Genomic DNA, 26,784 nt, shown 5'->3' with positions numbered 1-26,784 from the left:
GATAAGTATAATGGGAGAAGATATCGGAGGATTAACTTTAACAAATCCATTAGAGCATTCTTACTATAAGAAGATCAAAATTCAGGAATATAGCTGTTATTACTTAGTTCAGTGTCCAAATGAGAAATAAAACACGCTTTATTGTTCGTAAGTTTATCAGAGTTATCCCTGCAAATAACCTTCTTTTTAGAAGCTATTTTTATTACTTTTATCCAATAAATGGCAAATCCTCAGGTGCAAAAATTTCTTATTACAGGTCTGGGTAACAAAGGTGTTTTCTATGAAAATACCCGTCATAATATTGGTTTCAAGGTCCTGGATCATCTAGCTCAAAAGCATGCTACAAATTTCTCTTCAGATTACTTCGGCGATGTTTTGCGTTTACATCATAGAGGAAAGCTTTTTCTATTGCTTAAGCCCGATACCTTTATTAACCTAAGTGGAAAGGCTGTAAAATATTGGATGGACAAAGAAAACCTCTCTACAGATCAACTACTGGTGGTTGCCGATGATATTCATTTGGAATTAGGCACACTGCGTCTTCGACCCAAAGGAAGCGATGGTGGTCATAATGGTCTGAAAAATATTCAGGAGATATTGTCTACTTCTAATTATCCGCGTCTGCGCATAGGTGTGGGAAAGGGATTTAAAAAAGGAAAGCAAGTGGATTATGTATTGGGTACATGGACTCAAAAGGAACTTTCTGCACTTATCGAACCTATGGAAAACGCTCTAGATGGAATCATTTCTTTCGGTATGAAAGGTCTGCATATAACGATGAATGTTTTTAATAGAATCCTTTGATAATACGTTTTTCTCATCTACATTGATTAATTTTCGCCCTCCAAAGGCCCCGTAGTTTAACCGGATAGAACGTGGGATTCCGGTTCCCATGGTGGGGGTTCGACTCCCTCCGAGGTCACCAGTATAATATTTTATGCATAGATTTAAGCACATTTTCAGTATTGGAATTTTTTCATTTATTTGTTATTATTGAGTATTTCAGCTCGATACATTGAGGGTAAAAAACATACATAAATTTTCGTGGCGTTGAAGAATATTTCGAAGTACTTTATATAAAGATACTTTTAACAAATCATTTAATACAAGCATGTTACATGATTTAGAGATACATATAAAATGTAGTACATGTTTTATTATAAAGCAATTTTTTTTTCTGGATCCGGTAATGTTAATTAATATTGCTTATTTAAAGAAAAAGATAATTCACATCCTCAAATATGACTTGTTTCTTTAGCCCCATGAGCACTTCTGTAATATCAGACGTTAAGTTATTGGGTAGAGTATACTTTGTTATTTTAGGATATGAACGTTCCATTTAAATAGAATTTCGAGGGATATGACTCAAAGGCCTTATGTTTCCCTATTTTAAAAATGATCATAAAATAACTTACTTTTTCGGCAGCCACTGTTGTATTCTCAGTAAGAGAATAAAATAATAAGAAGATGTTATGAGGAACATATCTTTCAGGTAGTTTTAAAGAGAGTTTGCTTTGAATGCAAAATGATATTATGGGATTCTTAACATCATCTATGTTCGGGGGAAATAGGTATATGCAACTTCATACAAAATATTTCCAGAGAATATTCAATTTAAAGAGTAAACCAAACTAGGCTGTTGATTTTGATAATTGCACTATATTGCAAGGAAGAATTAGGGAATATTCGATGTTTGTACTGCAATGCAAAAGATGAGAGCTCTATTTCAAAAGATGACGAAACTTAAATTTTTGCTCTACGGAGTTTCTTTGATAAAACGTTTTACAAAGAATGCACATTTCTATAGCGGGAAATATTGGCGCTGGTAAAACTACTCTTACAGGCATGTTGGCCAGTCATTATCAATGGAAGCCTCATTATGGAGATGTAGATGACAATCCTTACTTAGATAACTTCTACAATGATATGAGTCGATGGGCATTTCATCTTCAAGTCTATTTCCTGGGTCACCGCTTAAAAAAGCTTAAACTTCTGCAGAATAGCAAGGAAAACATCATTCAGGACAGAACCATATATGAAGATGCATACATATTTGCAGCGAATCTTTATGGAATGGGTTTGTTGGATTCAAGAGATTATGCAACTTATAAATCTCTTTTCGAGACTATGCAGTCTTTTATTGAGGCTCCTCGTTTGCTGATCTATCTTCGAGCTTCAATCGTCACTCTGCTTGAGCAGATTCATAAAAGAGGACGAGTTTATGAAAAAAGCATTAATGAAGATTACTTAATACATCTTAATGAGCGTTATGAAGCTTGGATTAAAAATTATAATGCAGGACCTTTACTTATTATCGATGTAGATGCGATTAATTTTGTTGAAAACCCTGATCATTTTCACATCATTTTACGCAGGATAGATAGAGAAATATTCTCTAAAAAATTAAAAAAAACTTCTTAATTTTCTTTTCTTGTTAGTTCCTAATGTCTGTAGTCTTTAATCTTAGATTTGTTTTTTAATGTCTGGAAAATTAGTGCAAGATCAGCATTTTCTCTACCATATGTTTTTTTAGAATAGTTATCGGTTTTGAGAGTTTGGGAGATGCGTTGTAAGGCGTAGAGTACGAATACGCCTTTATTACCTACGATAGGTAAAGAGATTTTATGTAGCGCAATACCCATAGCTGTGCCCACTACTTTAGGTTCTGGTCCTATTCCCTCGAGTTGAGGATTAGAGAGTTGTACATGGATATTTTCTGTTATCTTTTCTTCTAAGGTATTGGAGAGCCCCTGAAGAGTAGTAGCGTTTATCTTTTTTATTTTTTCAGATAAAATCGCAGCTAGTTTCTTTTTTTTCAGAATAGGAATGATCTCTTCTTTTACATTCTCTAAAGCAGCCAGGCCCTCTTGCTGAATACCTGAAATACTTGCTATGATGTAATCTCCAGAGGAGGTGGTAAACATTTTGGTATCCCCTTTTTTACGTCCTTTTTCAAAAGCCCAACGAATGACCTCTGGATCAGAGTCCGTTTTAAGTTCTTCGATAGAAGGCTGCGAAGCTAAAACTCCTTTCGAAACTACTGTCTGATAACCTGATTTACGAGCCTTATTAACAAAAGTATTAGTATCAACTTTTGAAATATCTTGAATAAATTTACTGGCTTGAGCATATAAAGCGTTTTCAGTCTCCTTTGACGGCCGCAGGCTTTTTGCCAATATAGCTAGTTGATAAGCGGGCTCCGGAGGGCTTTTGTCATCGATTTTTACAATGTGATAACCAAAAGGTGTTTCTACTATTCCAATGTTTCCTTTGGGCTGTTCTACTATGTAATTCTGAAAATCGGGAACGAAGTTGCGTTCATTTCGTTTGCTCCAGCCTAGGTCCCCTTTATTCTTATTTGCTGAAGGATCATCTGATTTTTCTAAGAACGTTTCAAATTTTTTTGGATCTGACTTAATAGCTGCCAGGAGATTTTCAGCCAGTTTTTGAGCTTCTTCTTTACTACGGATAGCTTTTGAACGTGAAGCTCCTTTATAAGTGATGAGAATGTGACTAGCTTTAGTAGATGCGGAAAGCATTTTTTTATCCACAAGTTTAATTATAATATAAGAGTTTGACTCTTTTATCGGCCCATAAATTTCTCCGGTCTGAGTGCTCTTAACGAAGTTTTTTAAAAAATCAGGCACGTATTCTTCCGAATAATACTCTGAATTATAAGGTACTTCAGAATTAGCTGAAATAAATCCCTCGTTGTCATTCGTGCTTTTTAGTTCTTTAACTAAGTCTTGTATCTGTTTTTGTGTTTTTTCAATATCTTCTTTTGAAGGATTCCCGGGAAAAACCACCAAGCTCAGATCTCTGGAAGTAGGTTTTTTGTAAAGTACTTTATGTAACTGGATATATTTTTGAATTTCTTCGTCTTTTACAGAGACGGGATATTTTGCTTCGTATTTTTGATAAGGAATAAAAAGATAATTGATTTTGGTAGATAAATTTTTGGCCTCATGTAGTGCTTTCGTTTGTGATTTGGTAGTGTTTAAGGCTGTAAAAACCATCTCCATATATTGAGTAGCCATTAATTGACGTGGAATATTTTCTTTCTGATAAAGCCATAATTTATACTCTTTTTCTGCTTGCGGATCTGTTTTTACATTCTCTTCTATCTTAGAGAGATAATCCTTAAATTTTTTTCGACTGAAAGCACCCCTTTCATCTTGAAATTGCTGAAGTCCGCTGTATATCGATTGTCTTTTAATGGCTTCCCAGAAATCTTTATCATTTACTTGCAAGCCAATTTTTTGCGCTTGCTGATTTAAAAGTTTTTCACTCAGCATAGCATTCCAGGTTTGGAAAGTTAAATAGTTTTCAGGCGCGCTCTGAGAGAATTGCTTATAAAATTCTATTTGTTGAAGATATTCTTGACGTGTAATCTCCTCACCATTAATTTTCCCGATGATATTTGGGTCTTTTCTTAGAATTGAAAGTGTTTTAGGATCTATAAGAAAGGCAAGCATTGCCAGCCCAATAACTATGATCAATAACCAGGAATGTTTTCTGATATTTCCCAATAAAGCCATCTGAAATACAACTTGTAACGCGCACGAAAGTACGATTTAAAAGTAAAACTTGAAAGAATTATTGTTAGGCTTTATTTCGTCTTACGAAAACCTCTTCTATCTTGTTTTTAGAAACTTTCCTCACTTCGATGTATATATTTTTAAGTTGTACACTTTCACCCACTTTTGGAATGTCTTCTCTCTGGGCAACCACTAAGCCTCCGATGGTTTCATATTGCTCCGAGCTGGGTAGATCAAATCTGTATTTATCATTTAAATAATTAATTTCAAGACGCGCGGAGAAAAGAAATTCGGCTTTTCTGAGCTTTTTTTCTAGCAGGTGATTCTTATCGTGCTCATCTTCTATATTCCCCAGAAATTCTTCCAGCAGATCTTCAATAGTGATCAAACCAGCTGTTCCTCCATATTCATCGAGTACTATAGCGATGCTTTTGTGTTTTCTAATTAGGAGATTCATTACCTCCTGGGCCCGCATAGTGGCATGCACGAACTCTACAGGCAATAAAATTGAACCAAGATCCTTGGGTTTTTTGAAAAGTTCAAAATAGTGTAGATATCCTTTAAGCTTGTCAAGATCTCCTTCTTCACATACGAGGATCTTCGAGAGTCCGTTTTTGATAAATTTTTTGGTAATCTCTTCTATGGAGTCGTCTATATTTACCGCAACTACTTCATTTCGAGGAACCATGCATTCTCTGGCTTTGATTTGAGAAAAATCCAAAGCTCTGTGAAAGATTTCCACTTCGGACTCGATATCTTCTTTACGAAGATTTTCTATTTTTTCCGAAACGAAGAAAGTAAGATCTTCTCTGTCAAAGATTCGTGTTTCGTTTTGCTCTTTTTCCCCCGATATTCTTAAAAATTTATCAGAAAGCCACATGAGCAGAGTTGTTATAGGGGAAAGTACTTGAAAAGCAATATAGGCGGGTATAGCAAAAAAATTGAGCACCTCAACTGCATAAAGACCAAAGAATACTTTGGGTAAAAATTCCGCTGTCACTAAAATGATGATAGTGGATAAAATGCTTTGTAAAAGAAGAGTAGAAAGTCCTGGTTCGATGCCTGAGGGTAGATTGCTCAGTAATAGTTCTGTCATCAAATCACCCATATACAATCCGTAAATCACAAGGACAATATTATTACCTATGAGCATAGTGGCGATAAAGCGTCTGGATTGTGCGCTAATCCTGGATAAAAGTTTAGAAGAGAGGTTTTCTTTCTTTTTTTGTAGCTCTATCTGAAAACGATTACAGGATATAAGCGCCATTTCCATACCCGAAAAAAAAGCCGACAAGACTAAAGTGATCAGTATGAAAAATATGCCGGAAATCATAGCGAATCATTTTCCTTAAGAGGAATGGTTCCTTCGGTGTTTTTTAATATGAGATCGTTGAGATCTTCAGAGCTTTCCAGGCCGTTTTTTGCTGTAAGTTCCGTGCCATCGGCGCGGTGAATTTGCGTTAAAGCATTGGTATAGATTTTTTTTTCTCCTCGATTCCAAAAAATTTCATCAGTTCGCAGAGTATCTCCCTGTGCATTAATAATTTCTACTTGGCCTTTTGCTTTATAAAGACCTTCTGATTCAAGTTCTTCTGCCCAGTGAGCTTTTAAGTGACCTGGCGTGATCTTATTTTTTTCATAAAAAATTACGTGTATTCCACTGGGAAATAACTTTTGGTTTTTTCCTTGTTCAAATTGATATTGTTCGATAACAGGCGCTTTGAGGTCCATTTTTAATTCTCCTGAATCTTTATGAATAATATGTGCCTGAGTAAACACCCGATCGGGTGTTTCGTTTTTATCGGCTTTATGAGATATATCACCCTTACAAGATGCATAAAATACAAGAGAGATTAAAAGAAAATATCTTCTTAAATAAGATCTCTGTTTCATTTTAAGTGGTGATTTGCTTGTAGCAAAAAGGATCAACGGTAGAGTCTTTTTTTAAACCATTTGGCGCCGAAGGTAAAACCCACTCTTAAATTTGCATAGGTTTCTTTAAGAAGCGCTTTTTGGGTAGTCCCCCTTTGTCCTAGTCCAAATCCCACGTTCAGGTAAGAAGAGTCTTCATCAAACTCTTTTTTGATTTTTAACGAAAAACTTGCGCCAAGACTTAGACCGTAATCATTGATCAATTCACGAGAAACGACCAAACCGCTGTTTTCATAGTAAAGACCTGCCCGATAGATCACCCTTGAGAAATAACTCTTATAGGAATTGGATTTTGGAATCCAATATCCTCCTAAAGAAAATCTCTGACTATTTTTCTGATCTTCTCGACCTTGAACTCTGGGAAGTTTTAAAGAATCTAATTCGCTGTTTTTATTCCAATCAAATTGCCCACTGATCATCCAATGGAAATCTTCCCCATAGGCAAAGCCTAAACTAAAAGAACCGGGCAGGCGAAATGAAATTTTATTTGATTCTGAGTAGCGATCCTTAACATCTAACTCTTTAATCTTTTTTTGCTCTTTTCCTTTTTCCGGATTGGGATTATCTTTTCCCACCATTTCGAGCTTGTATGAGCTAAGGTTTCTTGTCAAATCGGATTTAGTTCCGATGCCGTAAGTGGCTCCTATTATCCATCTTTTCCCTCTCTGGTAAAAATCGCTGTAAAGAGCGCCTAATTTAATTTCCAGTGCATTAAGTTTATCATCAAATTCCCATAATTTCGTGCTATCTTCTGATAGTTTTTTTTGATAACGTCTCTCTATGTTTCCGAAAACATAACTTCCGCTAAATCCTAACTGAAAATTTTTATTAATGCTATAATTGATCAGGCCTTGTAACGCATTTAAACCTCCTGATCCTTTGATATCGTCTACCGGCTGATCTAACTGAGAGATTCTATCGGGAATAGTATCTTTTGAGAAAGGATGAAAATAACCGCTGTAGGGTTGATAGGCCAGCGCTGCGCGCCATTTTTCATCTAGAGGAAACCCTAGTGAAATTTTTGAAAAAAAAAAGGTATTTTTAAGCTCAGGGGCATTTTTTCCGGAATATCTCGTCCAAAAAGAGGCTCCTTCGAGTGAAAAAACGCTGCTACCGATTTTACCGTTCGCAGCTGGATTGAAAAAGTTAATTCCGCTGCCCATGGGCATTTCGTAAGTAGTTGAAATTCCTCCCATGCTTTTTATTAAAACATCATTGTCAACGAATTTCTCTCCGAGTCCATAGTGACCATAAGAGGAAGTGGATAAAGTTTGGGCCTGGATTCCTATAAACAAAGGGAATAGAACTAAAAAGAATATACTCTTGAAATGTCGCTGTAGACGCACAAAATAAGTTTTACAAGTACATACAAAGATGTAATTTTTTATTTTCATAAGAAAACAAGATTTTTCAAGATTTTTTTGAATGCTTCCGATCTTGGAAGGTATTATATTTTCTCTTAGATTTGCGTACTACCTTGTGCGAAGGTACCTTAGCTCAGTTGGTAGAGCAACGGACTGAAAATCCGTGTGTCCCCAGTTCGATTCTGGGAGGTACCACTATTATCTTTCCTAAGCATATATGCCTCAAAGATAATGCAAGAAATATATCCAGTAGATTCCGCTATATCCTTTTCTAGTTTTTTTTCAGAAAAATTTATCCAAAAAGAAACAAACGTGTCTTGATATTTCTAATATACCCTACAGATCATTATGATCTGTAGGGTATATTTCTTTATTTTCTTTTAATGGCAATCGGACCCTCTTTTATCGGGTCTTTTTCCGTATCTGGAATGAATAAGTTACCAATAGATGTCGGAAGTCGCATCTTTATTTAGATAATACCCATCCCATAAGATCTGGGATGAGTTAAGCTCAGTAAGCACCCTTTCGTATCTGTCAAAGATCGTTACCCTAATATTTTGACAACCTGATAGCCCAGAGATATCCCGCAGATCATTAATACCATCTGCATTAGGAGATAGCCTCTTCAATTTTTAAATATTTTGTTTTAAAGAGCGCTTTTACCACGCACTGATCCTTATCGTGCATAAAAACTCATAGATTCCTTCTTTTATTCCTGAAAATAAAGGAGAAGACTGGAAATTCACCCCGTCTATGGAGTATTCAATAGTTAGGTTTTTCTCCCTTAGGCTCAGGAAAAAGCAAATCTTCTACACAGCTTTTCACCGGATCCTCCGGATCGGCAACCATTGCTTGTCAGTTCTACAGTATACTTCCCACGATCTTTCTTACTAAAAATCCGGATAATCCTTTAGGAAGATTCCCCGAGCTAAGATTTTCTATCTCGTGAGTGTTAAGCGTTATGTTTGCGTCCGAAGGAGTTTTGAGCTTAGCTTCTGTAATTTCTCTAGAGTTTGTTGAAGGATCAAGAGTGAAAGAAAGCTCCGGCTTATCTCCCCATAGAAGTAATAATCGATTTTGGATGTTACTGAGAACACATGGGTCTGTTTTTTTGACGATTCCTACCTGTATTAGGTTAGATGCATATCCTTTTGTAGTAAAGAGCTTCTGCATAATAAGTTGCGGTTTCTACAGTCTGTTCATTAAGTGCTTGATTATTTTTATCGGTTGCTAAGTTGATTTTAGGAAAATCTCCGCTATCGCAAATATTCTATATGTTTACTGTCATTTATTGGATAGTAAAGGCTTGTTATCTTCGAGCATTTCGATTTTCTATCTCTCAGATAAACAACCTACAGGATTGACTGTCTGTAGAGGCCACAATTACTATATTCTATACAATTATCAATTGTTTTAATATCGATAAATTCTGCATTGTTCTGAGGAATGTCATTCCAGTTGACCTTTCCGGGTTTTCTTTGTTGCTGTTTTTTATAAGGAAATTCTCTTATGAGTTTTACTTCTATTTTCTGATGGTTTCCCTTGTATGCATTATAAGTTCTTGTATTGTGTATTTGATTATCAATACTATAAGTTTGATTGATCCGGCTTCGGATTTAGCCTGTATGTCATCCAGTTCTATAATAGTGACAACTCCCATGCGGACCATCAGGCAAGGAACCTATATCGGTAAGCTTAAATTCAAGCTCTTTATTATTTATAGTTTTAATGATAAAATTTTGTTCCATCCACTGATCAGGGTTAGAATCATACTTTAAATAGCCGCTTTCTTTTTTAGCAAGTGACTCTCTGGTTTGATTATCAAATACTTCACCTATTATATTGCCTCTGCTAGTGGGTGGTTATAAGGCTCCAAAAGCTTTGCCTAATAGGAAAATTTATAATGACTGTTTGAGCAAATATCGTTAATACGAAATTTGTACATTTCCGTTACCTTTCTTTCGTTCCTGCCATTCATAACCAGTAGATTGCCATGATTCCCTTTTTGACCAGTATGATCTTTTACAATCCGATCAGGGTATTTATATTCCCTAAATTCTGTCATTACATTATACTGATTTGGTCTATCAGGGCGCGACTGACATGCTCAAGTAAAACCTCTCCTTTTGTGAGAGGAAGTTTTTGATCGGCATGTTTAGCTCCTTCGAAGTCTTTGGTAAAAGCCGGTTTTGTAATCATGGGTTGTTGGGCATAAATTGCTGAAGCAATTGTATACAATGCTATATAGATTTGAAATATTTTTTATGACAAGATTTTTCATACAACAGAATGATGTTAAGATAAGACCGTTAGATTTATCTTAATTTTCTTTTAATAGCAATAATTTCATTACTTATTAGAAGTTTTTCTATAACTATTATATATGAGATACCATGTGAATGCCGTAAATTCTAAATTTAGATTTACCTATAATAAAATCCAACCGAGTCCGATTTGATGCGTACCCGAATTGTAATTACGCACTCGGCTCATAGAGAGACTGTAGGAGTAACCTAATTTAAACCTACTGAATTTCACGATAAAAAAATTTTTCCGTAAAAATGAATACTAATATAATTATTATTTTATAAATTAGATTATAATAAATAATAGAATTTTAAATTAGTGTATATTTAAGAATATTTACTTGGAAAAAGCAAGCTAAGAAATCATAAAAGATTTATATAAATATTTTTCTAGAATTTTTTAGATGATTGCGATGAACATCTAATCGTCGACTTTTCTTGAAAAGAAATAGCTGCTGAATAAAACTATATTGAAGTAGGAATAAAATACCAGACCGATCTGGCGCTCAAGCATGCTTTCTGAAAAATTTGAAAAGGTAAATAAGCCTAAAAATAATGTGTAAAGTCCATATTTATGCTTTAAGCTCCAGAGAATCGGATAAAGAAGCATGAGTAAAAGGGAACTTATTCCCAAAAGTCCAAAACGTACAGAGACGCTCAGATAACTATTATGGGAATTATAATTAGTAACTACCTTAAGTATAGGGTCTTTTTTATAACAGTTATGTAAAATTTCAACTTCATTACTCAAGCCTGTGCCCAATAAAGGATGCTCTTTGAAAATTTCAACTGCACACCTCCATAGAGGAATACGTTCAACTACGGAATAATTTTGATATACTTTCTCCCATTGTTCAGTGAAATAATTTTTGAGCTTTGGGTTTTGAAAAGCTAAAATTCCTATAGTTAGGATAAATAATGCTCCTATAGAAATTACTTTAAAAATTTTCTGCTTTCTAAAATCTGAAACGATAAATATTAGAGAGAGGATTAGGGTCAATATCCAAGTAAGCAGAGCGGCTTTGCCACCACTGTAGTAGAGAAAAAATAGCAGTAAAAAGGAAAGAATAGCAAGGGTCACTTTTCTTACAAAGTGTAATTTCTTGCCCTGGATATACAGATAATAAGTCACCGTCCAGAAGCTAAAATTTAGATATATTCCGAAATAAACATATTTATAAGGAATTTCATAGCCAAAACAATATTTATGATCAGGGCTTAAAAGGGTATTTCCGGTCAGGCACTTTACAAAAGTCCAAAGGCTTATAAGAAAAATATTCGCTACAAACAAAGATAGGATCTTCCAGAGATGTTCTTTTCCTCGTTCTTTTAAATAAACAGGAAAAAATAATGGAAATAATATTAGCGTTAAGCTGGTTCCCAACAAGTTGAATCCAAAAAGAAAATCTTTTGTATAGAAAATTCCAAAAATCTCCAGCAGATATAAACTACAAAAAATCAGCAGCCATTTGTATGGAAGAACACATTTGAAGTGTGCTACTTTTCTTTCGATAAGTAGATAAAAAATTAAAAAAGCTGCGATATTGCAAGAGTTTGCATGTATATCATAAAGTAATGAAACAGGAATCATAGCAAAAAGCACGTCTGAAATTTTGCCAATCCACAAGGAAGAGTTTTTACACGTCATGCACTTTTTCTTCATAAGAAATACCTTAAAAAAAGCCGCGTAAAGCGACTCTTTTCCTGATAAAGTCCGTTTATCATGAGTATAACGAACTTTAATTTATTTTGTCAATTTACTCTTTATTTCTTGTGTAAGGTCTATTCCTTTAGCCATAAGTACGCCTTTTCCGGGGCTGCTGTCCAATACGTATTCCAAATTTTTATTTTGAGCTGCTTCGCTTATGGTTTTTTCTACTTTATCATAGATAGGTGATAAGATATTGCCTTGTTCTTTTTCTAAAGATTCAGCTGCTGTACGTTGATAATTCTGTGCCCTTTGTTGTAAATCATTCATTTCTTTGCTACAAGAATTTTTCTTCACAGGAGAGGTTTTTTCGCATTCTTGTGCTTTTTCCTGAAATTGCTGAATGAGTTTTTGCAACTCGCCTTGATGTTTTTGTTCTAGTACATTAATTTTTTCCTGCGCAGCTTTTATTTCAGGCAAATTTGCTAAAATATCGGCTGTGTTTACATGTGCTATTTTAGAAGATTGTGAAAAACCTAACGAGGTAAACAGGAGAAACAGAAAGGCAAATGCAATACTTTTTTTCATGTGTTCTGGATTTAATTATAATTGATTTACTATTTTTATTCACGTCGAGCTCTTTAAGCACGTCGATGGTAATGCCAAATTTAGGATCTGTATACATCATATTCAAATTGTTTGCCTTATCGAATGCAAATGAATAGTGTTTTCGCTTGGCTACTCTTTGTATGGCATTGTATATTTTGATCCCGTACAGGCCGAGCTAGCTGTTGCCGAATGCGTATAACTTCGGATTCAGGGCCAAAATATTTTTTTTGCAATTCCTTGAGTTGTATTTTACTTTCGGCGATTTCTTTTTCTCGTTTTTTGATCTGAAGCTTCTGTAAATAAAGGTTTTTTATTAGAAAGACCCTTAATCATTTTATCGAGCGACTCTTGTTTTGTCTGCAGCTCTTTTTCCCATTATTCTAATGACATACTCGCTATATACATATCAAAAACGTTATTTATATGTATTTGCACAGGTGATGATAAAAACTACAGAGAAAAACACTTTTTACAGAGCGATAGCATCGTTTTAGTTTTTTATAAGTCTCGTCCTATTACAAAATGGGTCTGCCATTTTGAGCGCAGTCCACTATCAAATCCATACCCGAAATCAATCCCGAGAAAACCAAAAGTGGGCATAAATATACGCATGCCAAGACCGGTGGCTCTTTTCAGCTCAAAAGGTTTGTATTTTTTATATTCCTCCACGCTATTTCCCGACTCGGCAAAGCCCAGCACCCATATTTTGGCCATTCCAGCCATCACAACAGGATAACGAAGTTCCAGAAGAAACCTGTTATAAACCACACCTCCTCCCGCAGGTGAAATGCTATTGGCTTGCTCTGCATCGGTATAACCCCTTAAAGGAATGTAATCGCGTCCACCTAAGCGAAACCCCAATAGGCCGGTTCCCCCTATAAAAAATCTTTGAAAAGGAGAAATGTCTTTACCGGGTCCATAAGTTCCGAGAAAACCGAATTCTCCCCCAACCTTAGCCACAAGTTTCCTGACAATTTCTGTATACCAATAACTTCTGATTTTGATTTTATAGTAATCCACCCATTTAGTATCTGCTTTGATGCTGTTTTTATCAAAAAAAGAACAAGGAAAAGTAAACATACCCGTTAAGTCGAATTCCGATCCACTAATGGGAAATATCGGGTCTGGCCCTGCTGAAATACGGCGAAGCGATACTGAATAGTTCAAATCATTCGATACTCCATATTTAGAGATTTTTTTTATATCCATATCTGTATTATAGCGAAAATAACGATCATAATTCAGAGACATGGAAAGACTGAAGTAATCATCAGGCCAGTTTAGTCGCTTAATAAGACCTAGTGAAGCTCCAAGTGTATTGAGCTTACCATCTGAATTCTCTCTGCTGCTTATTCTCTGCTTAGAATAATTTAGGGAAGAGCTCAGAGAGGTAGGGGTTTTACCGCTGATCCACGGCTCTGTAAAGGAAATGCTATAAGATTGAAAACGAGGGCCACCCTGGGCTGATAAAGAGAGCTGTTGCCCATCGCCTTGAGGAATAGGATTCCATTCTTTTCCCTTAAAAAAATTTCCTAGGGAAAAATTACCAAAACTTAAAGCCATGGTTCCAATAAATCGTCGTCCGCCGTAGCCGCCCTGAAGTTGGATTTGACTAGAGCTTTTTTCGGTGAGCTTCCACTCAAGGTCCACAGTATGATTAGATGGATTAGGCTTTATATCAGGAATAATTTTTTCTGGTTCAAAAAATCCCAATTGCGCTAAGCCAAACAAGGTGCGCTTAATATCAGATTTAGAAAATAGATCTCCTGGATGTGTAAGCAGCTCGCGTGCGATCACATGATCTTTTGTTATCGTATTTCCTGAAAATTTTACTTTGTTAAAAACAGCTGCTTTATTTTCTTGAATATAAACTTCTACATCTACAGTGTGATCTTTCACAATCGTTTCCACGGGAATTACCCTTGAAAAAAGATATCCTTCATCGAGATAGGCAGAAGAAATGCTTGCATCATTTTGACTATCAGAGGTTTTTTTTTCTATTCCGACAAAATCATAAGGATCTCCTTTTTTATAGGTAAAAATCCGTTTGAGTTTATCATCATCAAATACTTTATTTCCAACAAAGGATACATTTCCAAGATGATAACGTTGACCTTCATCCAGTTTTATTTTAATGCCATAATTTCTTTTATTGATCTTCCATAGAGAATCCGACATTATATGAGCATCGCGAAAACCCAGAGACTGATATTTCTTCATGATGCTTTTTAAGTCTTCTTCAAACTTCTCAGGAATATATTTTGATGGATGGAATATATTGGTTAAAAAATATTTTTTCCTGGTGTTTTTTATAGTGCTCTGCAGGCGTGCATTGGGCAATTCTTTATTTCCCTCGAAAAGGATTTGTGCCACTTTTATGCGGGTGCCTTTTTCAATATGGATTGTCAGTTTTGTTTTGTTTTGCTTATCCTTAGAAGTCTTAATATGGATTTGAGCTTCCGGATAACCCTTATCCACGTAATATTTTCGCAGGCTATTTCGAATACTATTTAACAGATCTTCGGTGATTTTTGTTCCTGATTTCAAAGACTTGTCTTTAAAGATCTCTTCGAATTGTGATTTTTTCATTTCTGTAATCTCGACTTCAGAGAGTTCAGGGAGTCCCTCGAGATAAATCTCAATATAGAGTTGATGGTTTTCTATTTTTAAAATATGAATCGCTACATCATTAAATAAATGAGTGTCCCAGAGTCTTTTTACTGCATAATTAATTTTATTGCCGGGAATTTGAATTTTATCGCCTATACTTAGATGAGTAAAATCTAGAATCTGATTTTTGGTAAATTCTTCCGCTCCTTTAATCTGTACATCTGCCAAAATGTAGATTTTTGCTTCTTTGTAAGGAATTTCTTCACTATTTGGCATTTGTACATCGCTCTGGGCTGAAAGTATACTTAAAAAAAGGATTGTAAATAAGCTAGTAAAAAAAGGTTTTTTCATCATGAAAGGTTAGAATATTGATCCTGAATTTGTTCTTCGATTTTCCCAAAACGACGCTCTCTTTTTTGGTAGTTGTAAATGGCCTCAAAAAAGTCTTTTTTTCTAAAATCAGGCCAGAGAACCTCTGTGAAATAAAGCTCAGCATAGGCTGCTTGCCAAAGCAGAAAATTACTGATGCGTTGCTCTCCGCTGGTACGTATAATGAGATCTACATCGGGAATTTCTGCCGTATAAAGGTGATCTTTAAATACTTTTGTATTGATATCATTTAAATTAATCGATCCCTCTGTTACCTTTTGTGCGATACTTCTTGTAGCTCGAATAATCTCATGACGTGCGCTATAATTTAGAGCAAGAATAAGCGTTGCTGCTTGATTTTTTTTTGTTTTTTCTATAGAGTATTCAAGTTGGCTTGATAGCTTTTCAGGAAGATTATGAGTTTTTCCTATAGCCATCAAGCGGATTCCATTTTCATGGATCTTATCTAAATTCTGTTTAAGGCTTTTATGAAGCAAATCCATCAAAAAACTAATCTCCTGCTCTGGACGCTTCCAGTTTTCCGAAGAAAAAGCATACAGTGTAATGTAAGGAATATTTAATTCTTGACAAGCTTCGAGGGTTGATTTTATGGAATTCATGGAATTTCTGTGACCAAAAGTCCGTATCAATCCTTTTTTTTGTGCCCATCGACCATTCCCGTCCATGATAATAGCTACATGCTTTGGTACCTTGTCAGGATGTATGTTTTGTAGTAATGTTTGCATAGATGATTAATCGCAATAACAAGATGGATGTCCAAAAGTATAACTAAGTGAGAGCCCGCTGAAAACATACCGATCATTAGATCGCAATACTCCGAATGTATGAGCCTCTCTAAAGCTTTCGGTTTGCCTTCTTATGTTTTCTCTGTCAGCTTCAGATAGTTCTTCGCTAGTAAATTCAAGAACATTCTCTTTACTCACTATATTATTATCTAATTGATTTGTCCCTGTAAAGCGAATTCCTAACTCAAACCCTGCTATCCATTTACAAGAGAACTTATATTTATAACCTATTCCAAAGGGAATGTTATAGTTCATTTTAATATGATTATTAACGCGAAATTCAGGTTCAAAAGTCGTATCGGGAGAATTTTTTTTATAATAAAGTGAATATCTCTTACGTTGATGACCAAGCAGTCCAAGACCCACAAACATAAAAGGAGTATGTTTATTTTTGTGCTGGCCGTTGAAGTCGAAAAAATTGAATTCAAAAACTACCGAAGCTTCTCCGATATAATTATCCGTCTTTTTTCCATGGCCTTTGCAGTAAGTTTCATCAGCTTGCTGATCTTTAGCTAAAAGCTTTGCACCTAAAAAATTAGAGCGAAGCGCATATCTCTCAGCGAGAATATAGCGATAAATTAAACCACCTGAAAGATAGTTAGGTAGCACATAATGGTTTCTACCTACGTTCCATATGAGATTGCTTCCTCTAATAAATACCCCTGCTTCATGTCTTTGTCCATGCATTTTGTTAAACAGAGTCATTGTAAAGAGGATAGATAACAAAAAAAACTTTTTCATTTTATTTCTCTTATCTCACCGGCGCTTGAAAGACGAATTCCTCATGGCGAGGAAGAAGATAAATGAGACAAATATACTTAATTCTTATAGCGACTTGGAAAGATTTTATTAGATTTTTTCATTAAGGGATCTTTTGAATATTTACTGATCAGTTTCTTTGATCAGCCCCCCAGAGAAGTTTTTCCCGAAGCGTTTTGTAATAAGTCTGTCCTTCATCCTGAATGATGTATATATTAAAAGGGGCTTTTTTTATGGTGAGCTCCGTTTGGGTTTTTAGAGATTGAATACGCGCATCCAATGAAAGTGAATAATCCTGCGTTCGGCTGTGGACTTTGAGCCGAATGCGTTGGTCATCCGGAATGATTAATGGACGTGCAAATAAATTGTGTGGCGCTACGGGAGTCAGCACGAAATTTTTATTTTCTGGGATAATAATAGGACCTCCGCAACTTAATGAATAACCTGTAGAGCCTGTCGGGGTAGATAATATAAGGCCATCTGCCCAATAAGAAGTTAAAAACTCTTCGTTGATGTAGGCCTCTACCGTAATCATAGCTGTGGTTTCTTTTCGAAGCACTGCACACTCATTAAGTGCAAAAGGCATAAATTTTTTTTTAAATATTTCTTCATTGCTTTCAACCCAAAGTAAGCTTCTGGCTATGGGTTGAAGCTTTTGCTCAAGGATGCGATCAAGTTTTTCGATAAAAGCGTTTTTGTTGAAAGTAGCTAAAAAACCCAGATTCCCAGTATTGACGCCTACAATTGGTATGCCGGAATCTCTGACAAAAGTAAGCGCTGACAATATGGTGCCATCTCCTCCAAAGGTAAAGACAAGTTGAAAGTCTTTATCAAGAGTTTTTTCCTCAGAAAAGCTGGGTGTATCAAGTGCTTTGAGCACTTTAAAACCTTTTAAAGTTTTTAAAAACAATTGCTCTATATGTACCTCGATACTACGCTTATCCATGTATTCCAGAAATCTGATCAGGTAAGAAAGATTCTCAACCCTTATATTTTGTCCGTATAAGCCGATCTTTTTCATATTTAGATATTTTATCAGTGTCTACTCTTCAAATTTATAGGTGTACTTGAGTGCTTTCATGTTTAAGAAGAGCACCAAAGTTTAATCTTTTAAACCAACAAGCGAGAGGTTATAAATAGGTTTTTCGTACCCGATAGATTTTTATCTCCCAAGCAAACTGGTAAAGATAATTTAGCGGTTTTATGCTATATAATTAATATACTTTTCGGAGAAAGCGCTCTTTTGAAGCTTCTTACAATGCCTATAAAATATTTTATAAAATACTTATTATCAATCAATTTTATAAAAATTCTTAAATATATGTATATTCAGTAAGCTTTGATTTTTCGAGTATACGAAATGTATCAATGGTTTCTTAATATATAATTCAAATATTTTCAACGTGTAATTTTTTTTATGTGCCTATAGCATTTTTAAGTTTCTTACTTTTTTATTATACTGTCAGTTAGTATTTCTAGAGATCACCCTTTTGAAAAACTTCCCGGGTATTATTCAATTTTATCAAAGCAACAGTAGGTATTTTGAACGCTGCCATAGAGCTCCTTCTTTAATACAGACTTAGGTATATAATTAATTTTTAAAAAGATAGCTGATTCTATGAATACAGAATAATATAGAAACGTTTACACTGTAAATTACAGTTAATTCCTTGATTTTTAGTAAATTCGTAGGGAATTTATCTTTGATGATGAAAATCAAAAAAACCTTATTCCACGCCAAGTTACTTCTTTTTGGGGAATATGCCATTATGGAAAATGCTAAAGGACTTTCGATACCTCATGATCTTTATAAAGGTGTACTTAAGTTTGACAGCCGGTTTGAAACATCTTTAAATCTCTCTAATGGAACTTTAAAAAGATACGCTGATTTTCTTGAAAAATTACAACAATCAGATGATTTTCCGGCAGACCTGGATCTTTCTACCATCCGTACAGATCTCGAAAGAGGCATGTATTTTGACTCAAATATTCCTCAGGGTTATGGTGTAGGAAGCTCAGGGGCATTAGTAGCTGCTCTTTATGAAAGTTATGCGCGCAATTGTATTTTACCGGACAAAGCCATTAACAGAGAGCATATCCTCGTATTAAAAAAAATATTTAGCATGATGGAATTCTATTTTCACGGAAAAAGCTCCGGAATAGATCCATTGATTTGTTATCTCAATTTGCCTTTGCTCATTCATTCAGCTAATGATATTTCCACCGTGGGTATTCCCAAATATAAAAAAGGGGCAGGTGCAATTTTTTTAATCAATTCAGGCGTTTCCAGCAGCACCTCTTCTATGATTGAGGTGTTTTTTCAAAAATTCAAAAGTCGTGGCTTTAGAAAAACACTCCGCGAAGAATTCATAGAATATAATGATGCTTGTGTAGAGGCCTTTCTTAATGGCAGTTTTCAGCCCTTGCTTAAAAACATGAAGTCGCTGTCAGCATGGGTGTTGCAAAATTTACGCCCAATGATTCCTTCATCTCTTTGGGAGATTTGGAGTGAAGGTATTCACACAAACACTTACTATCTTAAGCTATGCGGCTCTGGAGGGGGAGGATTTATTTTGGGTTTTACTCCTGATTATGAGATGGCTAAAGAAAAGTTGAAGAATTATCAGCCGGAGGTGATTTTTCGGTTTTAAATAACAGAGGTAAGCGAGATGTTATGTATGCTTTTCTGAAAAAGTTTTTCAACCTTCTATTGGTTGCTAGAGCGGGGAATCTTTTTTTACTTGTGATTGCCCAATATTTAACAGTTTATTACATATTTGATAGGTCTTATTCTTTTAAAAAATTATTTTACGATAATAATCTTCATTTTTTGGTTTTGGCCTCTGCAGCTAGCGTAGCGGCAGGTTATCTTATCAATAATTTTTATGATACTGAAAAAGATTCTTTAGAGGAACCTTTTCGTGTGAAAATTTATTTTTTAATTGGGCATCCGTTGGTTTTTCGTATGTACATTTTTTTAAATGTGCTGGCTCTTTTTTTTGCCCTATGGGTTTCCTTAAAGGCAGTATTTTTTTTCTTCGGTTACCAATTGTGCATATGGGTATATTCTCACAAGATCAGCCGATGGGTGTTTTTGAATAATCTGGCAGCTACTTTTCTTACTATTTGTCCTTTTTTCGTTCTTTTTATAAAGTATGAAAATTTTCACCTGAGCGTTTTTGTCTATGCTTGTTTTCTTTTCCTTTTACTATTAGTAGAAGATATTACAAAGGACTTAGCTACTCAGCGTGGAGATCTTATTTTTAATTATCGTACGTTGCCTTTAATATATGGTGAACGTCTCACCAAGTGTTTGTTAAGCGCTCTATTATTTTTTCTTGTGATTCTTGCCTTTATATTGATAAAATATGTTCAAGAGAGCATGATGAAGTGCTATTTTACTGCCTCTATTGTGATCGTCTGCTTTTCCTCGATTCTACTCTGGCGGGCCCAATCTGAAAAGAAGTACCGCATAGTTTCACATATTTATGACATTCTTGTCATACTGGGCATATTTTCTATAAGTCTGATCGGATGGGAACGCCTACATTTGCAGAAATTTTTTAAATGAAAAAAAAGAATTTCTCTTCCTCCTTCTCTTCTAAAAGAAATTCCTCTGGAAAAAAAAACTTTTCTACTCGAGAAAAAAATCCTGAGAACTCTGCTAAAGGAATACGATTAAATCAATACCTTGCACATGCGGGCGTAGCCTCCAGAAGAGAGGCTGATGAGCTTATTAAAACAGGTATAGTAGAAATTAACGGTAAAATAGTTACCAAGCTTGGGTATAGGGTGCTTTCTGGGGACCGTGTGAAATTTGACGGCCGATTTCTTTACCCGGAAAGAAAAGTATATGTCTTGCTAAATAAACCTAAAGGATTTTTAACTACCACTCGCGATGAAAAAAATCGAAAAACTGTTATGGATCTTATAGCAAATGCTTCGCCTTATAGACTGTATCCCGTTGGGCGACTTGATCGTCAGACCACTGGTGTATTGTTGCTCACAAATGATGGAGATTTAGCTAAAAAAATGACACATCCAGCACATCAAATCAAAAAAATTTATCATGTTGTGCTCGACAGAAAACTTCAGGGGAGCGATTTTGAAAAGATCCGTGAAGGAGTGCGTCTGCCTGAAGGAAAGGCTAAAATAAATGTGATTTCTTACGTTCAGGGCGCTACAAAAAATGAAATAGGCCTCGAACTTCATATCGGCTGGAACAGGGTGGTGCGTCGTATTTTTGAAGTTTTGGGCTATGAAGTAACTAAGCTTGACAGGGTATCTTTTGGAGGTCTTACGAAAAAAGCGCTTAAGAGAGGGCAGTGGCGTATTTTAACCGAAAAGGAAGTCAGTTTTCTTAAAATACTTTGAACTTAAAAAAATACACCTGCTTAAAAAGCAGATTGATTTTTACTGATATACTATATTTTTTAGTCAGAATTTTTAAAAATAGAGACTTGGTAAAATATGCATCTATAAGATATTTATCACCATCACTAAGGAATGGTTGTTTACAATTTCTTTTTATAAAAAATGTGTTATGTTTTGAGTTACATAATCTATTTCAGATAATTTATCTGAGATAAAAAATCGGAAAAAAATTCAGATTTTTAGTACATAACACCAGCCTGACCGAATAAGCTTTTTTCTTTAATGGTTTGGGCTATCTCATCGGGTAAATCATCTTCTCATTTACTTTTGCCTTCCTGAATTTTTTTTAATATTTCTTTCGAGTATCCCTCCGCCATCAGATTGCGTAGAATATCTACGCGATCAAGAAAATCTCTTTCATCGAGTTCTCCCGCGCTGATTTTAACTTGCTTAAAGTGATCTCGCAAAGCACTACGAAATCTTTCGGATTTCTTTGACTTTCTTTTATGAAAATTTCATAACCATACTTAAGTATATCTTCATGTACTTTGGTTACCGTCTTAAAATTACCCCGGATCAAAAAAATACTTTTTTTAAAAAGGAACTCATTTTAAAAAGGAACTCAGCGGCCAAAATATTTTTCCCGTTGGGACCAAAAATAACTGTGTCAGTCATTCCATTTTTTCACCAATTGCAAGCAGATTAAGCGATTATCTACATACAATGGAAACGATTTCCAGAAAAATTAATCGTGTCAAAAACAATTTTGTATTTACCTATGTTATCATAAAGTGATAATAAAAGCTTGCGCGGATTATCCCTATGATAAAAATCTCCATAAATCAAGTTAGTTCCCAATTCTCCGAGAGTTTCTTGCTGATGATGCGCTTCGGTTTGGGAAAATTTAAGTGCAATACGATCTCACTATACGCCTCTTGGGGAAGTAGATGAAAAAAGTGGTGGATACCTACCCATTCATGTCCTTTACTTGATTTTTTTATAGTCAATGGTTGTTACGCTATTAGCATGTACAAAAAAAATCTCAGGGTAATTCAGTCTCTGCATACGGCTTTTAATTAACCGAATCGTATGATACAAAATTTTTTTTAATTCGGTCTTCTTTTTAATACGGTCCTCACATACGTATCGGTCATCAACTTCTCTTCCATAAAATAGCATCGCTAAAATCCTTGTCGTAGGTAGACATGGTCTTAGCCACAGCTTTGAATCGCCACCAGCGCGAAAAAAAAAGCCCGTACAGTTTCCTGGCCGGCACCTATTTCGGAAAAAATTCCGTATATACAAGGATTAGTGTTGATTTAAAGAGTCTTCTGTTTTGTCGCGATTATTCTTTCTTGCATATTCGGGGGATTTGTTTTTAAAGATAGAAAAATATTTGTTTCTTTGACTTGAAAATATTTGATGCATGCTGAAAGAAATATCCATAATTAATGGACCTAATTTGAATTTATTGGGCAAACGTGAGCCGGATATTTATGGTAATGAGTCCATGGAGCAGTATATTCAGCGCCTTTCGCAAAAGTCTTTTCTATCTAAAATTAAGCTCTCTTATGCACAGACCAATCATGAAGGAGCACTTATTGATCTTCTACATGAAAAAAGCTCTTCAGTAATAGGTATTGTGCTGAATGCCGGTGCTTATACTCACACATCACTGGCTTTAGCCGATGCTATCCGGTCCATTTCCATCCCTGTGGTGGAGGTTCACCTCAGCAATATTTTTACTCGCGAAAAGATTCGCCATCGTTCTTTAATCTCTGCTGCTTGCAAGGGCTCCATTTGCGGTTTTGGCATGACTTCTTACAAGCTCGCTGCGATCAGTTTGTTAAGCCAGATTTCCACTCTCGATTGAGCTGCTTTATGTAGGTAAGAATTTCTATTCTGCTCTCTTTTGAGCTTGCCGAGCTTTTAAAATGCTGAGGCAGTTCTTGCCAGTCTTTTAATAAAGTGGCATTGTAGATCTTTATTTTTTCCTTACAATTTTGTGTAGTGAGCTTATCTGTCTTAGTAAAAACCATACAAAAAGGGATTCGTTTTTTACCTAACTCTTTTAAAAAGTCCAGATCGATTCTCTGAGCGCTCAGGCGACTGTCGATAAGCACAAACAAGCACACAAGATTTTCACGGTAATCTATATAATCACTAATGAGTTTTTGAAAATTTTCACGCTCTTTTTTAGAAACTTTTGCATATCCATAGCCGGGTAAATCTACTAGATACCACTGTTCATTGATTAAAAAATGATTGATCAAACGTGTTTTTCCAGGAACTGAGGAGGTTTTAGCGATTTGCTTTCGATTGGTGAGTATGTTGATCAGAGTGGATTTACCAACATTAGATCGACCTATAAAGGCATATTCAGGTAGGTCAGAGATGGGAAATTGGGATTTTTTAGCGCTGCTTCCTATGAAATTAGTGCTTTGAATATTCATGATTCAAATTAAATTTTGAAATCCACTCATCGAGGATTTTTACAAAACTTTCAGGTCGCTCCATCATAGGAGCGTGCCCGCATTTGTCTATCCAGAAAAGATCCGAGCAGGGCAAAAGCCTGTGAAACTCTTCAGCTACCTCAGGTGGAGTGACATTATCCTGCTTTCCCCATATAAGACAAACGGGTTGTTTAATATAGAGAAGCTCATCGGCCATATTATTTTTCAGTGCACTTCGTGCTATGTGCAATGTTTTAAGGGCTTTATTTCGATCACTAACGATTTCATACACCTCATCCACAAGCTCTTTTGTGGCCACTTTGGGATCATAAAAAACTTCTTGGGTCTTTTGTTCAATATACTGATAGCTCCCTCTTTTGGGAAAAGAATCTCCAAAAGCTTTTTCAAACAAACCTGAACTCCCTGTAAGGGTAATGGAATGAACCATATTGGGTATTTCCCTGGCAACGATAAGCGCAATATGCCCTCCCAGAGAATTACCCACTAAAGTAACTTTAGAAAAATTTCTATCGCGAAGAAATCGCATAATATGTTTCGCTAGGTTAGAAATATTAGTCCTAAGCAAGGGCATACTGTAAAGCGGAAGACTTGGAATGATAACCTTATAACCCTTTGTGGAAAAAAATTTTAACGGCGCATTAAAGTTACTCAGATTACCCATTAAGCCGTGCAGCAACACAAAAGTATGACCTTCTCCTTCTTCTACGTAAGTATATGTCTTTTCTTTCTTTAAACTGAAAATCATCGTAATTCCTAACCCTTTCTATAGTATGGTTACGGGCAAAAATAGTTAAAAACGACATAGGAAGTTTTTTATTTTTCTCCTTATTTTAAATACCTTACATACAATATTTCTTACTTCAAATATCAGAATGTAGTTATATCAACGAATATTTTTTTCCTATTATTTTAAAATATGACTATTTCATAGAATGAATCACAATATGTTCATTTATGAGAACTGAAAAACCTCAATATTGCCCTGCTGTGACGGCTTAAAGTTTTACAAGTGTAATTTAAAAACTACAAAAAGGTATATAAATAGATCAAATATCACAATAATTAGGGCTTGATAAGTTATGGAGATAATAAAAGTCTGTTTGCTAATATCGATTATAGGAGTTAAAGCTACGAACAGATATTTAGGTAAAGCTAAAAAAACTCTTTAAAGTAAAAACGATTGTAAAAATCGAAAAAATCTTTGTACTCATACAATTACCATCTTGTTTAAATGAACAAATGATATTTCCTCAAAATATTTTTCTTTTTTATTCTGACTTCTTAATAGGAGGATACTCATACAGAAAATCTATGATTTTTTCTGTGTTGTCCAATATAAAAAGCATTTTTTCATATTATACTCATGAAAATCATGGATGTGTGATAAGCAAAATTTCTACATTGATTCTTCGTAGCATGCTGGAAAATCTCCTGTGTCGTTATAGATTGATAGCCAATAGGTTATTTTTCGGATGCTATTGGAGAAATATTTGATGATATGCTAAGCATATGTACTGCTTGGCTGATGTCCGTAAAACCAAGTGGGCACTGGAAGATTTTCGGTATCATTGGGAAAACCTTTAAGAATTTCCTCAACAAAGTCTCGATACATCTTAATAGAAAATCTCTGGTTCCTATGCTTATAGATTCAAGCAATTCTTTTTCTTGATGTTCTCTAAAATAAGTGCCCAAATTGCCTATCTCCATAGTCCATGAACCACCTCTGGAAGAAATATAGTACCCTTTCTTGTAGAATCTGTATGTCAGGATCGCTGTTTTTATGCAGTGTTTACTTCCACACAGGATATCGTTTCTGTCTATTATGCCAACACATTTTTTGGAAGTAATTCTTTATATCATAACCGATCCTCTGATGCAAATCCTAATAAATACTGAAATCATTTATGCGCTGTACCAAAGTCTCATAAGCGTGTTCTTTATACTTATTACACGTAAGTTTTGGGTCTTAATCAAAAGGAGACAGAAGGTACTCTACCAAAAGAGTCGGCAGCTAACCCAAAAAAATATTCAAGAAAGCATTCAGAGGGCTACTATATCGAGAATGCTCTATATCATATACACCTTTAAGCATTGCGATAATAGATTATATCTATACCACGTTTGGAAATAAGAAGCTTCTGTTTCTTAGTCATTAGCTTATTTTTCATGTTTTTACGAGTTTTCGTAACAAATTAAAACCCCTTTCAAAAAGGTATTTCATAGCGCTTTGATTAATAAAGTCTTTGTCAGAAAAGACCCATCTTTTCAATCGATCTAATAGATTTGATATCAAACCGACGCTGTTGTCAGCCTTTTTTTCCCCGGCAAGTCTTACATAGATAAACTATACGGATAGGGTTTACTACTATAAAAAGCTTCCACTCATAGAACCAACCCACAGAAGTTTTTCCTCTACTAATGGCTATTCCTGAAAATACCTTATTATTATGGATGCGCTTATTATGACATACAGCTATTTTTGTTGAGTTAAGAATAGTATATGACATTGCGCTCTCTCACAGTTTGCAGTACAATAGAAATATTGGCATGAGTAAAGCGATTCTTGGCTTGAGTTGTATAAAACGGCTATAAGAATATGTATTTTGCAGTATCCTTTTAATGAACCGGTTTCTATCACATTCTGACAGTAATATTGAAAACATTTATAGTCGCTTAGTTGATAGACAATCTCTATGCACATCAATTTCTTAGTAGCTAATGCGGGGTTTGTGAACAGACTTGGCAGGGCCAAGATTGGATAAGTTTTTCTCCTGCCATATGTTTTTCAAATGCTTTCATAAAAGTGTATGATTTACCGAATATTTCAATTGATCTTATTTATCCTTATAAATACCTAAAAATCAGATTATTACTTATAAAATGTTGATAGATATCACTCTATCTAAGGCTTTTTTTTATGATCTGAACAGATCAATAAAGGCTCTTTACGTTTATATAAAGTCAATTGGAAAGAATTTAAGATAAGTCTAAAAAA

Annotated in this window: 24 protein-coding genes and 2 tRNA genes; 8 read left to right on the top strand and 18 right to left on the bottom strand. The window is 35.1% G+C overall.

Features of this window, described 5'->3' with window-relative positions; translation table 11 throughout:
- The first annotated feature begins 219 nt into the window (after positions 1-219).
- The 3 genes from pth (at position 220) to CS842_RS05150 (ending at position 2,421) form a co-directional block, all read left to right on the top strand.
- Positions 220-804, top strand: a complete 585-nt coding sequence (pth, locus tag CS842_RS05160) for an aminoacyl-tRNA hydrolase (protein ID WP_103327783.1) — start codon at positions 220-222, stop codon at positions 802-804.
- A gap of 45 nt (positions 805-849) precedes the next feature.
- Positions 850-925, top strand: a tRNA-Arg gene (locus CS842_RS05155).
- A gap of 866 nt (positions 926-1,791) precedes the next feature.
- Positions 1,792-2,421 (top strand): deoxynucleoside kinase, encoded by a 630-nt coding sequence (locus tag CS842_RS05150; RefSeq protein WP_103327782.1) that lies wholly within the window; start codon positions 1,792-1,794, stop codon positions 2,419-2,421.
- A 20-nt stretch (positions 2,422-2,441) separates the two neighbouring features.
- On the opposite strand, the gene CS842_RS05145 is transcribed toward CS842_RS05150, so the two are convergent.
- From CS842_RS05145 to bamG, 4 genes are all read right to left on the bottom strand, one after another.
- Positions 2,442-4,538 (bottom strand): peptidylprolyl isomerase, encoded by a 2,097-nt coding sequence (locus tag CS842_RS05145; protein WP_103327781.1) that lies wholly within the window; start codon positions 4,536-4,538, stop codon positions 2,442-2,444.
- Between the two features lie 64 nt (positions 4,539-4,602).
- Positions 4,603-5,871 (bottom strand): hemolysin family protein, encoded by a 1,269-nt coding sequence (locus CS842_RS05140; protein WP_103327780.1) that lies wholly within the window; start codon positions 5,869-5,871, stop codon positions 4,603-4,605.
- Positions 5,868-6,431, bottom strand: coding sequence for an LPS export ABC transporter periplasmic protein LptC (gene lptC, locus CS842_RS05135; RefSeq protein ID WP_146037463.1), 564 nt, complete (start codon positions 6,429-6,431; stop codon positions 5,868-5,870). Before lptC ends, CS842_RS05140 begins: the two co-directional genes overlap by 4 nt.
- Before the next feature lie 32 nt (positions 6,432-6,463).
- Positions 6,464-7,864, bottom strand: a complete 1,401-nt coding sequence (bamG, locus tag CS842_RS05130; RefSeq protein ID WP_103327778.1) for a BamG family beta-barrel-assembly machinery protein — start codon at positions 7,862-7,864, stop codon at positions 6,464-6,466.
- 92 nt (positions 7,865-7,956) lie between these two features.
- Between bamG and CS842_RS05125 the strand changes: the two genes are divergently transcribed.
- Positions 7,957-8,029, top strand: a tRNA-Phe gene (locus tag CS842_RS05125).
- A 242-nt stretch (positions 8,030-8,271) separates the two neighbouring features.
- Here the strand turns inward: CS842_RS05125 and CS842_RS08005 are convergent.
- The 10 genes from CS842_RS08005 to CS842_RS05080 form a co-directional block, all read right to left on the bottom strand.
- Positions 8,272-8,463, bottom strand: a complete 192-nt coding sequence (locus tag CS842_RS08005) for a T9SS type B sorting domain-containing protein (protein ID WP_103327777.1) — start codon at positions 8,461-8,463, stop codon at positions 8,272-8,274.
- Between the two features lie 232 nt (positions 8,464-8,695).
- The gene (locus CS842_RS05115; RefSeq protein ID WP_103327776.1) at positions 8,696-9,007 is read right to left on the bottom strand and encodes a hypothetical protein; all 312 of its coding nucleotides are present in this window, start codon (positions 9,005-9,007) and stop codon (positions 8,696-8,698) included.
- Between the two features lie 891 nt (positions 9,008-9,898).
- A complete protein-coding gene (locus tag CS842_RS07485) occupies positions 9,899-10,033 on the bottom strand; it encodes a hypothetical protein (protein WP_265614138.1) in 135 nt (44 codons plus the stop codon).
- A gap of 228 nt (positions 10,034-10,261) precedes the next feature.
- On the bottom strand, positions 10,262-10,372 hold the full coding sequence (locus CS842_RS08000; protein WP_195909899.1) for a type IX secretion system membrane protein PorP/SprF: 111 nt from the start codon (positions 10,370-10,372) through the stop codon (positions 10,262-10,264).
- A gap of 189 nt (positions 10,373-10,561) precedes the next feature.
- The gene (locus tag CS842_RS05105; RefSeq protein WP_195909898.1) at positions 10,562-11,788 is read right to left on the bottom strand and encodes an O-antigen ligase family protein; all 1,227 of its coding nucleotides are present in this window, start codon (positions 11,786-11,788) and stop codon (positions 10,562-10,564) included.
- Between the two features lie 96 nt (positions 11,789-11,884).
- Positions 11,885-12,376, bottom strand: a complete 492-nt coding sequence (locus tag CS842_RS05100; protein ID WP_103327773.1) for an OmpH/Skp family outer membrane protein — start codon at positions 12,374-12,376, stop codon at positions 11,885-11,887.
- Between the two features lie 519 nt (positions 12,377-12,895).
- Positions 12,896-15,361 carry an outer membrane protein assembly factor BamA gene (gene bamA / locus CS842_RS05095; protein ID WP_103327772.1) on the bottom strand — a complete coding sequence of 822 codons (2,466 nt, stop codon included), beginning with the start codon at positions 15,359-15,361 and terminating at the stop codon, positions 12,896-12,898.
- Entirely contained in the window at positions 15,358-16,122 is a 765-nt protein-coding gene (gene uppS, locus CS842_RS05090; protein ID WP_103327771.1) for an undecaprenyl pyrophosphate synthase, read from the bottom strand. The genes bamA and uppS overlap by 4 nt, the downstream gene beginning before the upstream one ends.
- 6 nt (positions 16,123-16,128) lie before the next feature.
- Complete coding sequence (porG, locus tag CS842_RS05085; protein ID WP_146037462.1) at positions 16,129-16,908, bottom strand: type IX secretion system protein PorG; 780 nt, start codon at positions 16,906-16,908, stop codon at positions 16,129-16,131.
- Between the two features lie 163 nt (positions 16,909-17,071).
- Positions 17,072-17,962 (bottom strand): NAD kinase, encoded by an 891-nt coding sequence (locus CS842_RS05080; RefSeq protein WP_103327769.1) that lies wholly within the window; start codon positions 17,960-17,962, stop codon positions 17,072-17,074.
- A 694-nt stretch (positions 17,963-18,656) separates the two neighbouring features.
- Between CS842_RS05080 and CS842_RS05075 the strand changes: the two genes are divergently transcribed.
- From CS842_RS05075 to CS842_RS05065, 3 genes are read left to right on the top strand one after another with little or no spacing between them, the layout of a single operon-like run.
- Complete coding sequence (locus tag CS842_RS05075; protein ID WP_103328038.1) at positions 18,657-19,592, top strand: mevalonate kinase family protein; 936 nt, start codon at positions 18,657-18,659, stop codon at positions 19,590-19,592.
- Positions 19,593-19,651: 59 nt separating this feature from the next.
- On the top strand, positions 19,652-20,512 hold the full coding sequence (locus tag CS842_RS05070) for a UbiA family prenyltransferase (RefSeq protein WP_195909897.1): 861 nt from the start codon (positions 19,652-19,654) through the stop codon (positions 20,510-20,512).
- A complete protein-coding gene (locus CS842_RS05065) occupies positions 20,509-21,315 on the top strand; it encodes a pseudouridine synthase (protein WP_103327767.1) in 807 nt (268 codons plus the stop codon). Before CS842_RS05070 ends, CS842_RS05065 begins: the two co-directional genes overlap by 4 nt.
- A gap of 317 nt (positions 21,316-21,632) precedes the next feature.
- Here CS842_RS05065 and CS842_RS06960 read toward each other — a convergent pair whose 3' ends face one another.
- Positions 21,633-21,782 (bottom strand): hypothetical protein, encoded by a 150-nt coding sequence (locus tag CS842_RS06960; RefSeq protein WP_195909896.1) that lies wholly within the window; start codon positions 21,780-21,782, stop codon positions 21,633-21,635.
- A 959-nt stretch (positions 21,783-22,741) separates the two neighbouring features.
- Here CS842_RS06960 and aroQ point away from each other — a divergent pair.
- The gene (aroQ, locus tag CS842_RS05060; RefSeq protein ID WP_103327766.1) at positions 22,742-23,188 is read left to right on the top strand and encodes a type II 3-dehydroquinate dehydratase; all 447 of its coding nucleotides are present in this window, start codon (positions 22,742-22,744) and stop codon (positions 23,186-23,188) included.
- Here aroQ and yihA read toward each other — a convergent pair.
- From yihA to CS842_RS07995, 3 genes are all read right to left on the bottom strand, one after another.
- Entirely contained in the window at positions 23,154-23,768 is a 615-nt protein-coding gene (gene yihA, locus CS842_RS05055) for a ribosome biogenesis GTP-binding protein YihA/YsxC (protein WP_103327765.1), read from the bottom strand. The two genes, aroQ and yihA, sit on opposite strands and share 35 nt — an antisense overlap.
- On the bottom strand, positions 23,749-24,534 hold the full coding sequence (locus CS842_RS05050) for an alpha/beta fold hydrolase (protein ID WP_195909895.1): 786 nt from the start codon (positions 24,532-24,534) through the stop codon (positions 23,749-23,751). Before CS842_RS05050 ends, yihA begins: the two co-directional genes overlap by 20 nt.
- 1,561 nt (positions 24,535-26,095) lie before the next feature.
- On the bottom strand, positions 26,096-26,296 hold the full coding sequence (locus CS842_RS07995) for a transposase (RefSeq protein WP_103327764.1): 201 nt from the start codon (positions 26,294-26,296) through the stop codon (positions 26,096-26,098).
- Positions 26,297-26,784: the final 488 nt, after the last annotated feature.

The sequence above is a fragment of the Bacteroidetes bacterium endosymbiont of Geopemphigus sp. genome, from assembly GCF_002904345.1.
In the GTDB taxonomy this organism is placed as follows: Bacteria; Bacteroidota; Bacteroidia; order Flavobacteriales; family Blattabacteriaceae; genus GSPS2-BC2016.
Note: the sequence above shows the minus strand (reverse complement) of the source record. Positions and strands in the feature narration are given on the sequence as shown.

Bases quoted from the DNA above. Each gene is read 5' to 3' on its own strand.
- pth (WP_103327783.1), top strand. From the start codon at position 220: ATGGCAAATCCTCAGGTGCAAAAATTTCTTATTACAGGTCTGGGTAAC.
- CS842_RS07485 (WP_265614138.1), bottom strand. From the start codon at position 10,033: ATGATTACAAAACCGGCTTTTACCAAAGACTTCGAAGGAGCTAAACAT.
- CS842_RS05105 (WP_195909898.1), bottom strand. From the start codon at position 11,788: ATGACGTGTAAAAACTCTTCCTTGTGGATTGGCAAAATTTCAGACGTG.
- CS842_RS05145 (WP_103327781.1), bottom strand. From the start codon at position 4,538: ATGGCTTTATTGGGAAATATCAGAAAACATTCCTGGTTATTGATCATA.
- lptC (WP_146037463.1), bottom strand. From the start codon at position 6,431: ATGAAACAGAGATCTTATTTAAGAAGATATTTTCTTTTAATCTCTCTT.
- aroQ (WP_103327766.1), top strand. From the start codon at position 22,742: ATGCTGAAAGAAATATCCATAATTAATGGACCTAATTTGAATTTATTG.
- yihA (WP_103327765.1), bottom strand. From the start codon at position 23,768: ATGAATATTCAAAGCACTAATTTCATAGGAAGCAGCGCTAAAAAATCC.
- CS842_RS05115 (WP_103327776.1), bottom strand. From the start codon at position 9,007: ATGCAGAAGCTCTTTACTACAAAAGGATATGCATCTAACCTAATACAG.
- CS842_RS07995 (WP_103327764.1), bottom strand. From the start codon at position 26,296: ATGTCATATACTATTCTTAACTCAACAAAAATAGCTGTATGTCATAAT.
- CS842_RS05050 (WP_195909895.1), bottom strand. From the start codon at position 24,534: ATGATTTTCAGTTTAAAGAAAGAAAAGACATATACTTACGTAGAAGAA.
- uppS (WP_103327771.1), bottom strand. From the start codon at position 16,122: ATGCAAACATTACTACAAAACATACATCCTGACAAGGTACCAAAGCAT.
- CS842_RS05150 (WP_103327782.1), top strand. From the start codon at position 1,792: ATGCACATTTCTATAGCGGGAAATATTGGCGCTGGTAAAACTACTCTT.
- bamA (WP_103327772.1), bottom strand. From the start codon at position 15,361: ATGATGAAAAAACCTTTTTTTACTAGCTTATTTACAATCCTTTTTTTA.
- bamG (WP_103327778.1), bottom strand. From the start codon at position 7,864: ATGAAAATAAAAAATTACATCTTTGTATGTACTTGTAAAACTTATTTT.
- CS842_RS05065 (WP_103327767.1), top strand. From the start codon at position 20,509: ATGAAAAAAAAGAATTTCTCTTCCTCCTTCTCTTCTAAAAGAAATTCC.
- CS842_RS05100 (WP_103327773.1), bottom strand. From the start codon at position 12,376: ATGAAAAAAAGTATTGCATTTGCCTTTCTGTTTCTCCTGTTTACCTCG.
- CS842_RS05140 (WP_103327780.1), bottom strand. From the start codon at position 5,871: ATGATTTCCGGCATATTTTTCATACTGATCACTTTAGTCTTGTCGGCT.
- CS842_RS05080 (WP_103327769.1), bottom strand. From the start codon at position 17,962: ATGAAAAAGATCGGCTTATACGGACAAAATATAAGGGTTGAGAATCTT.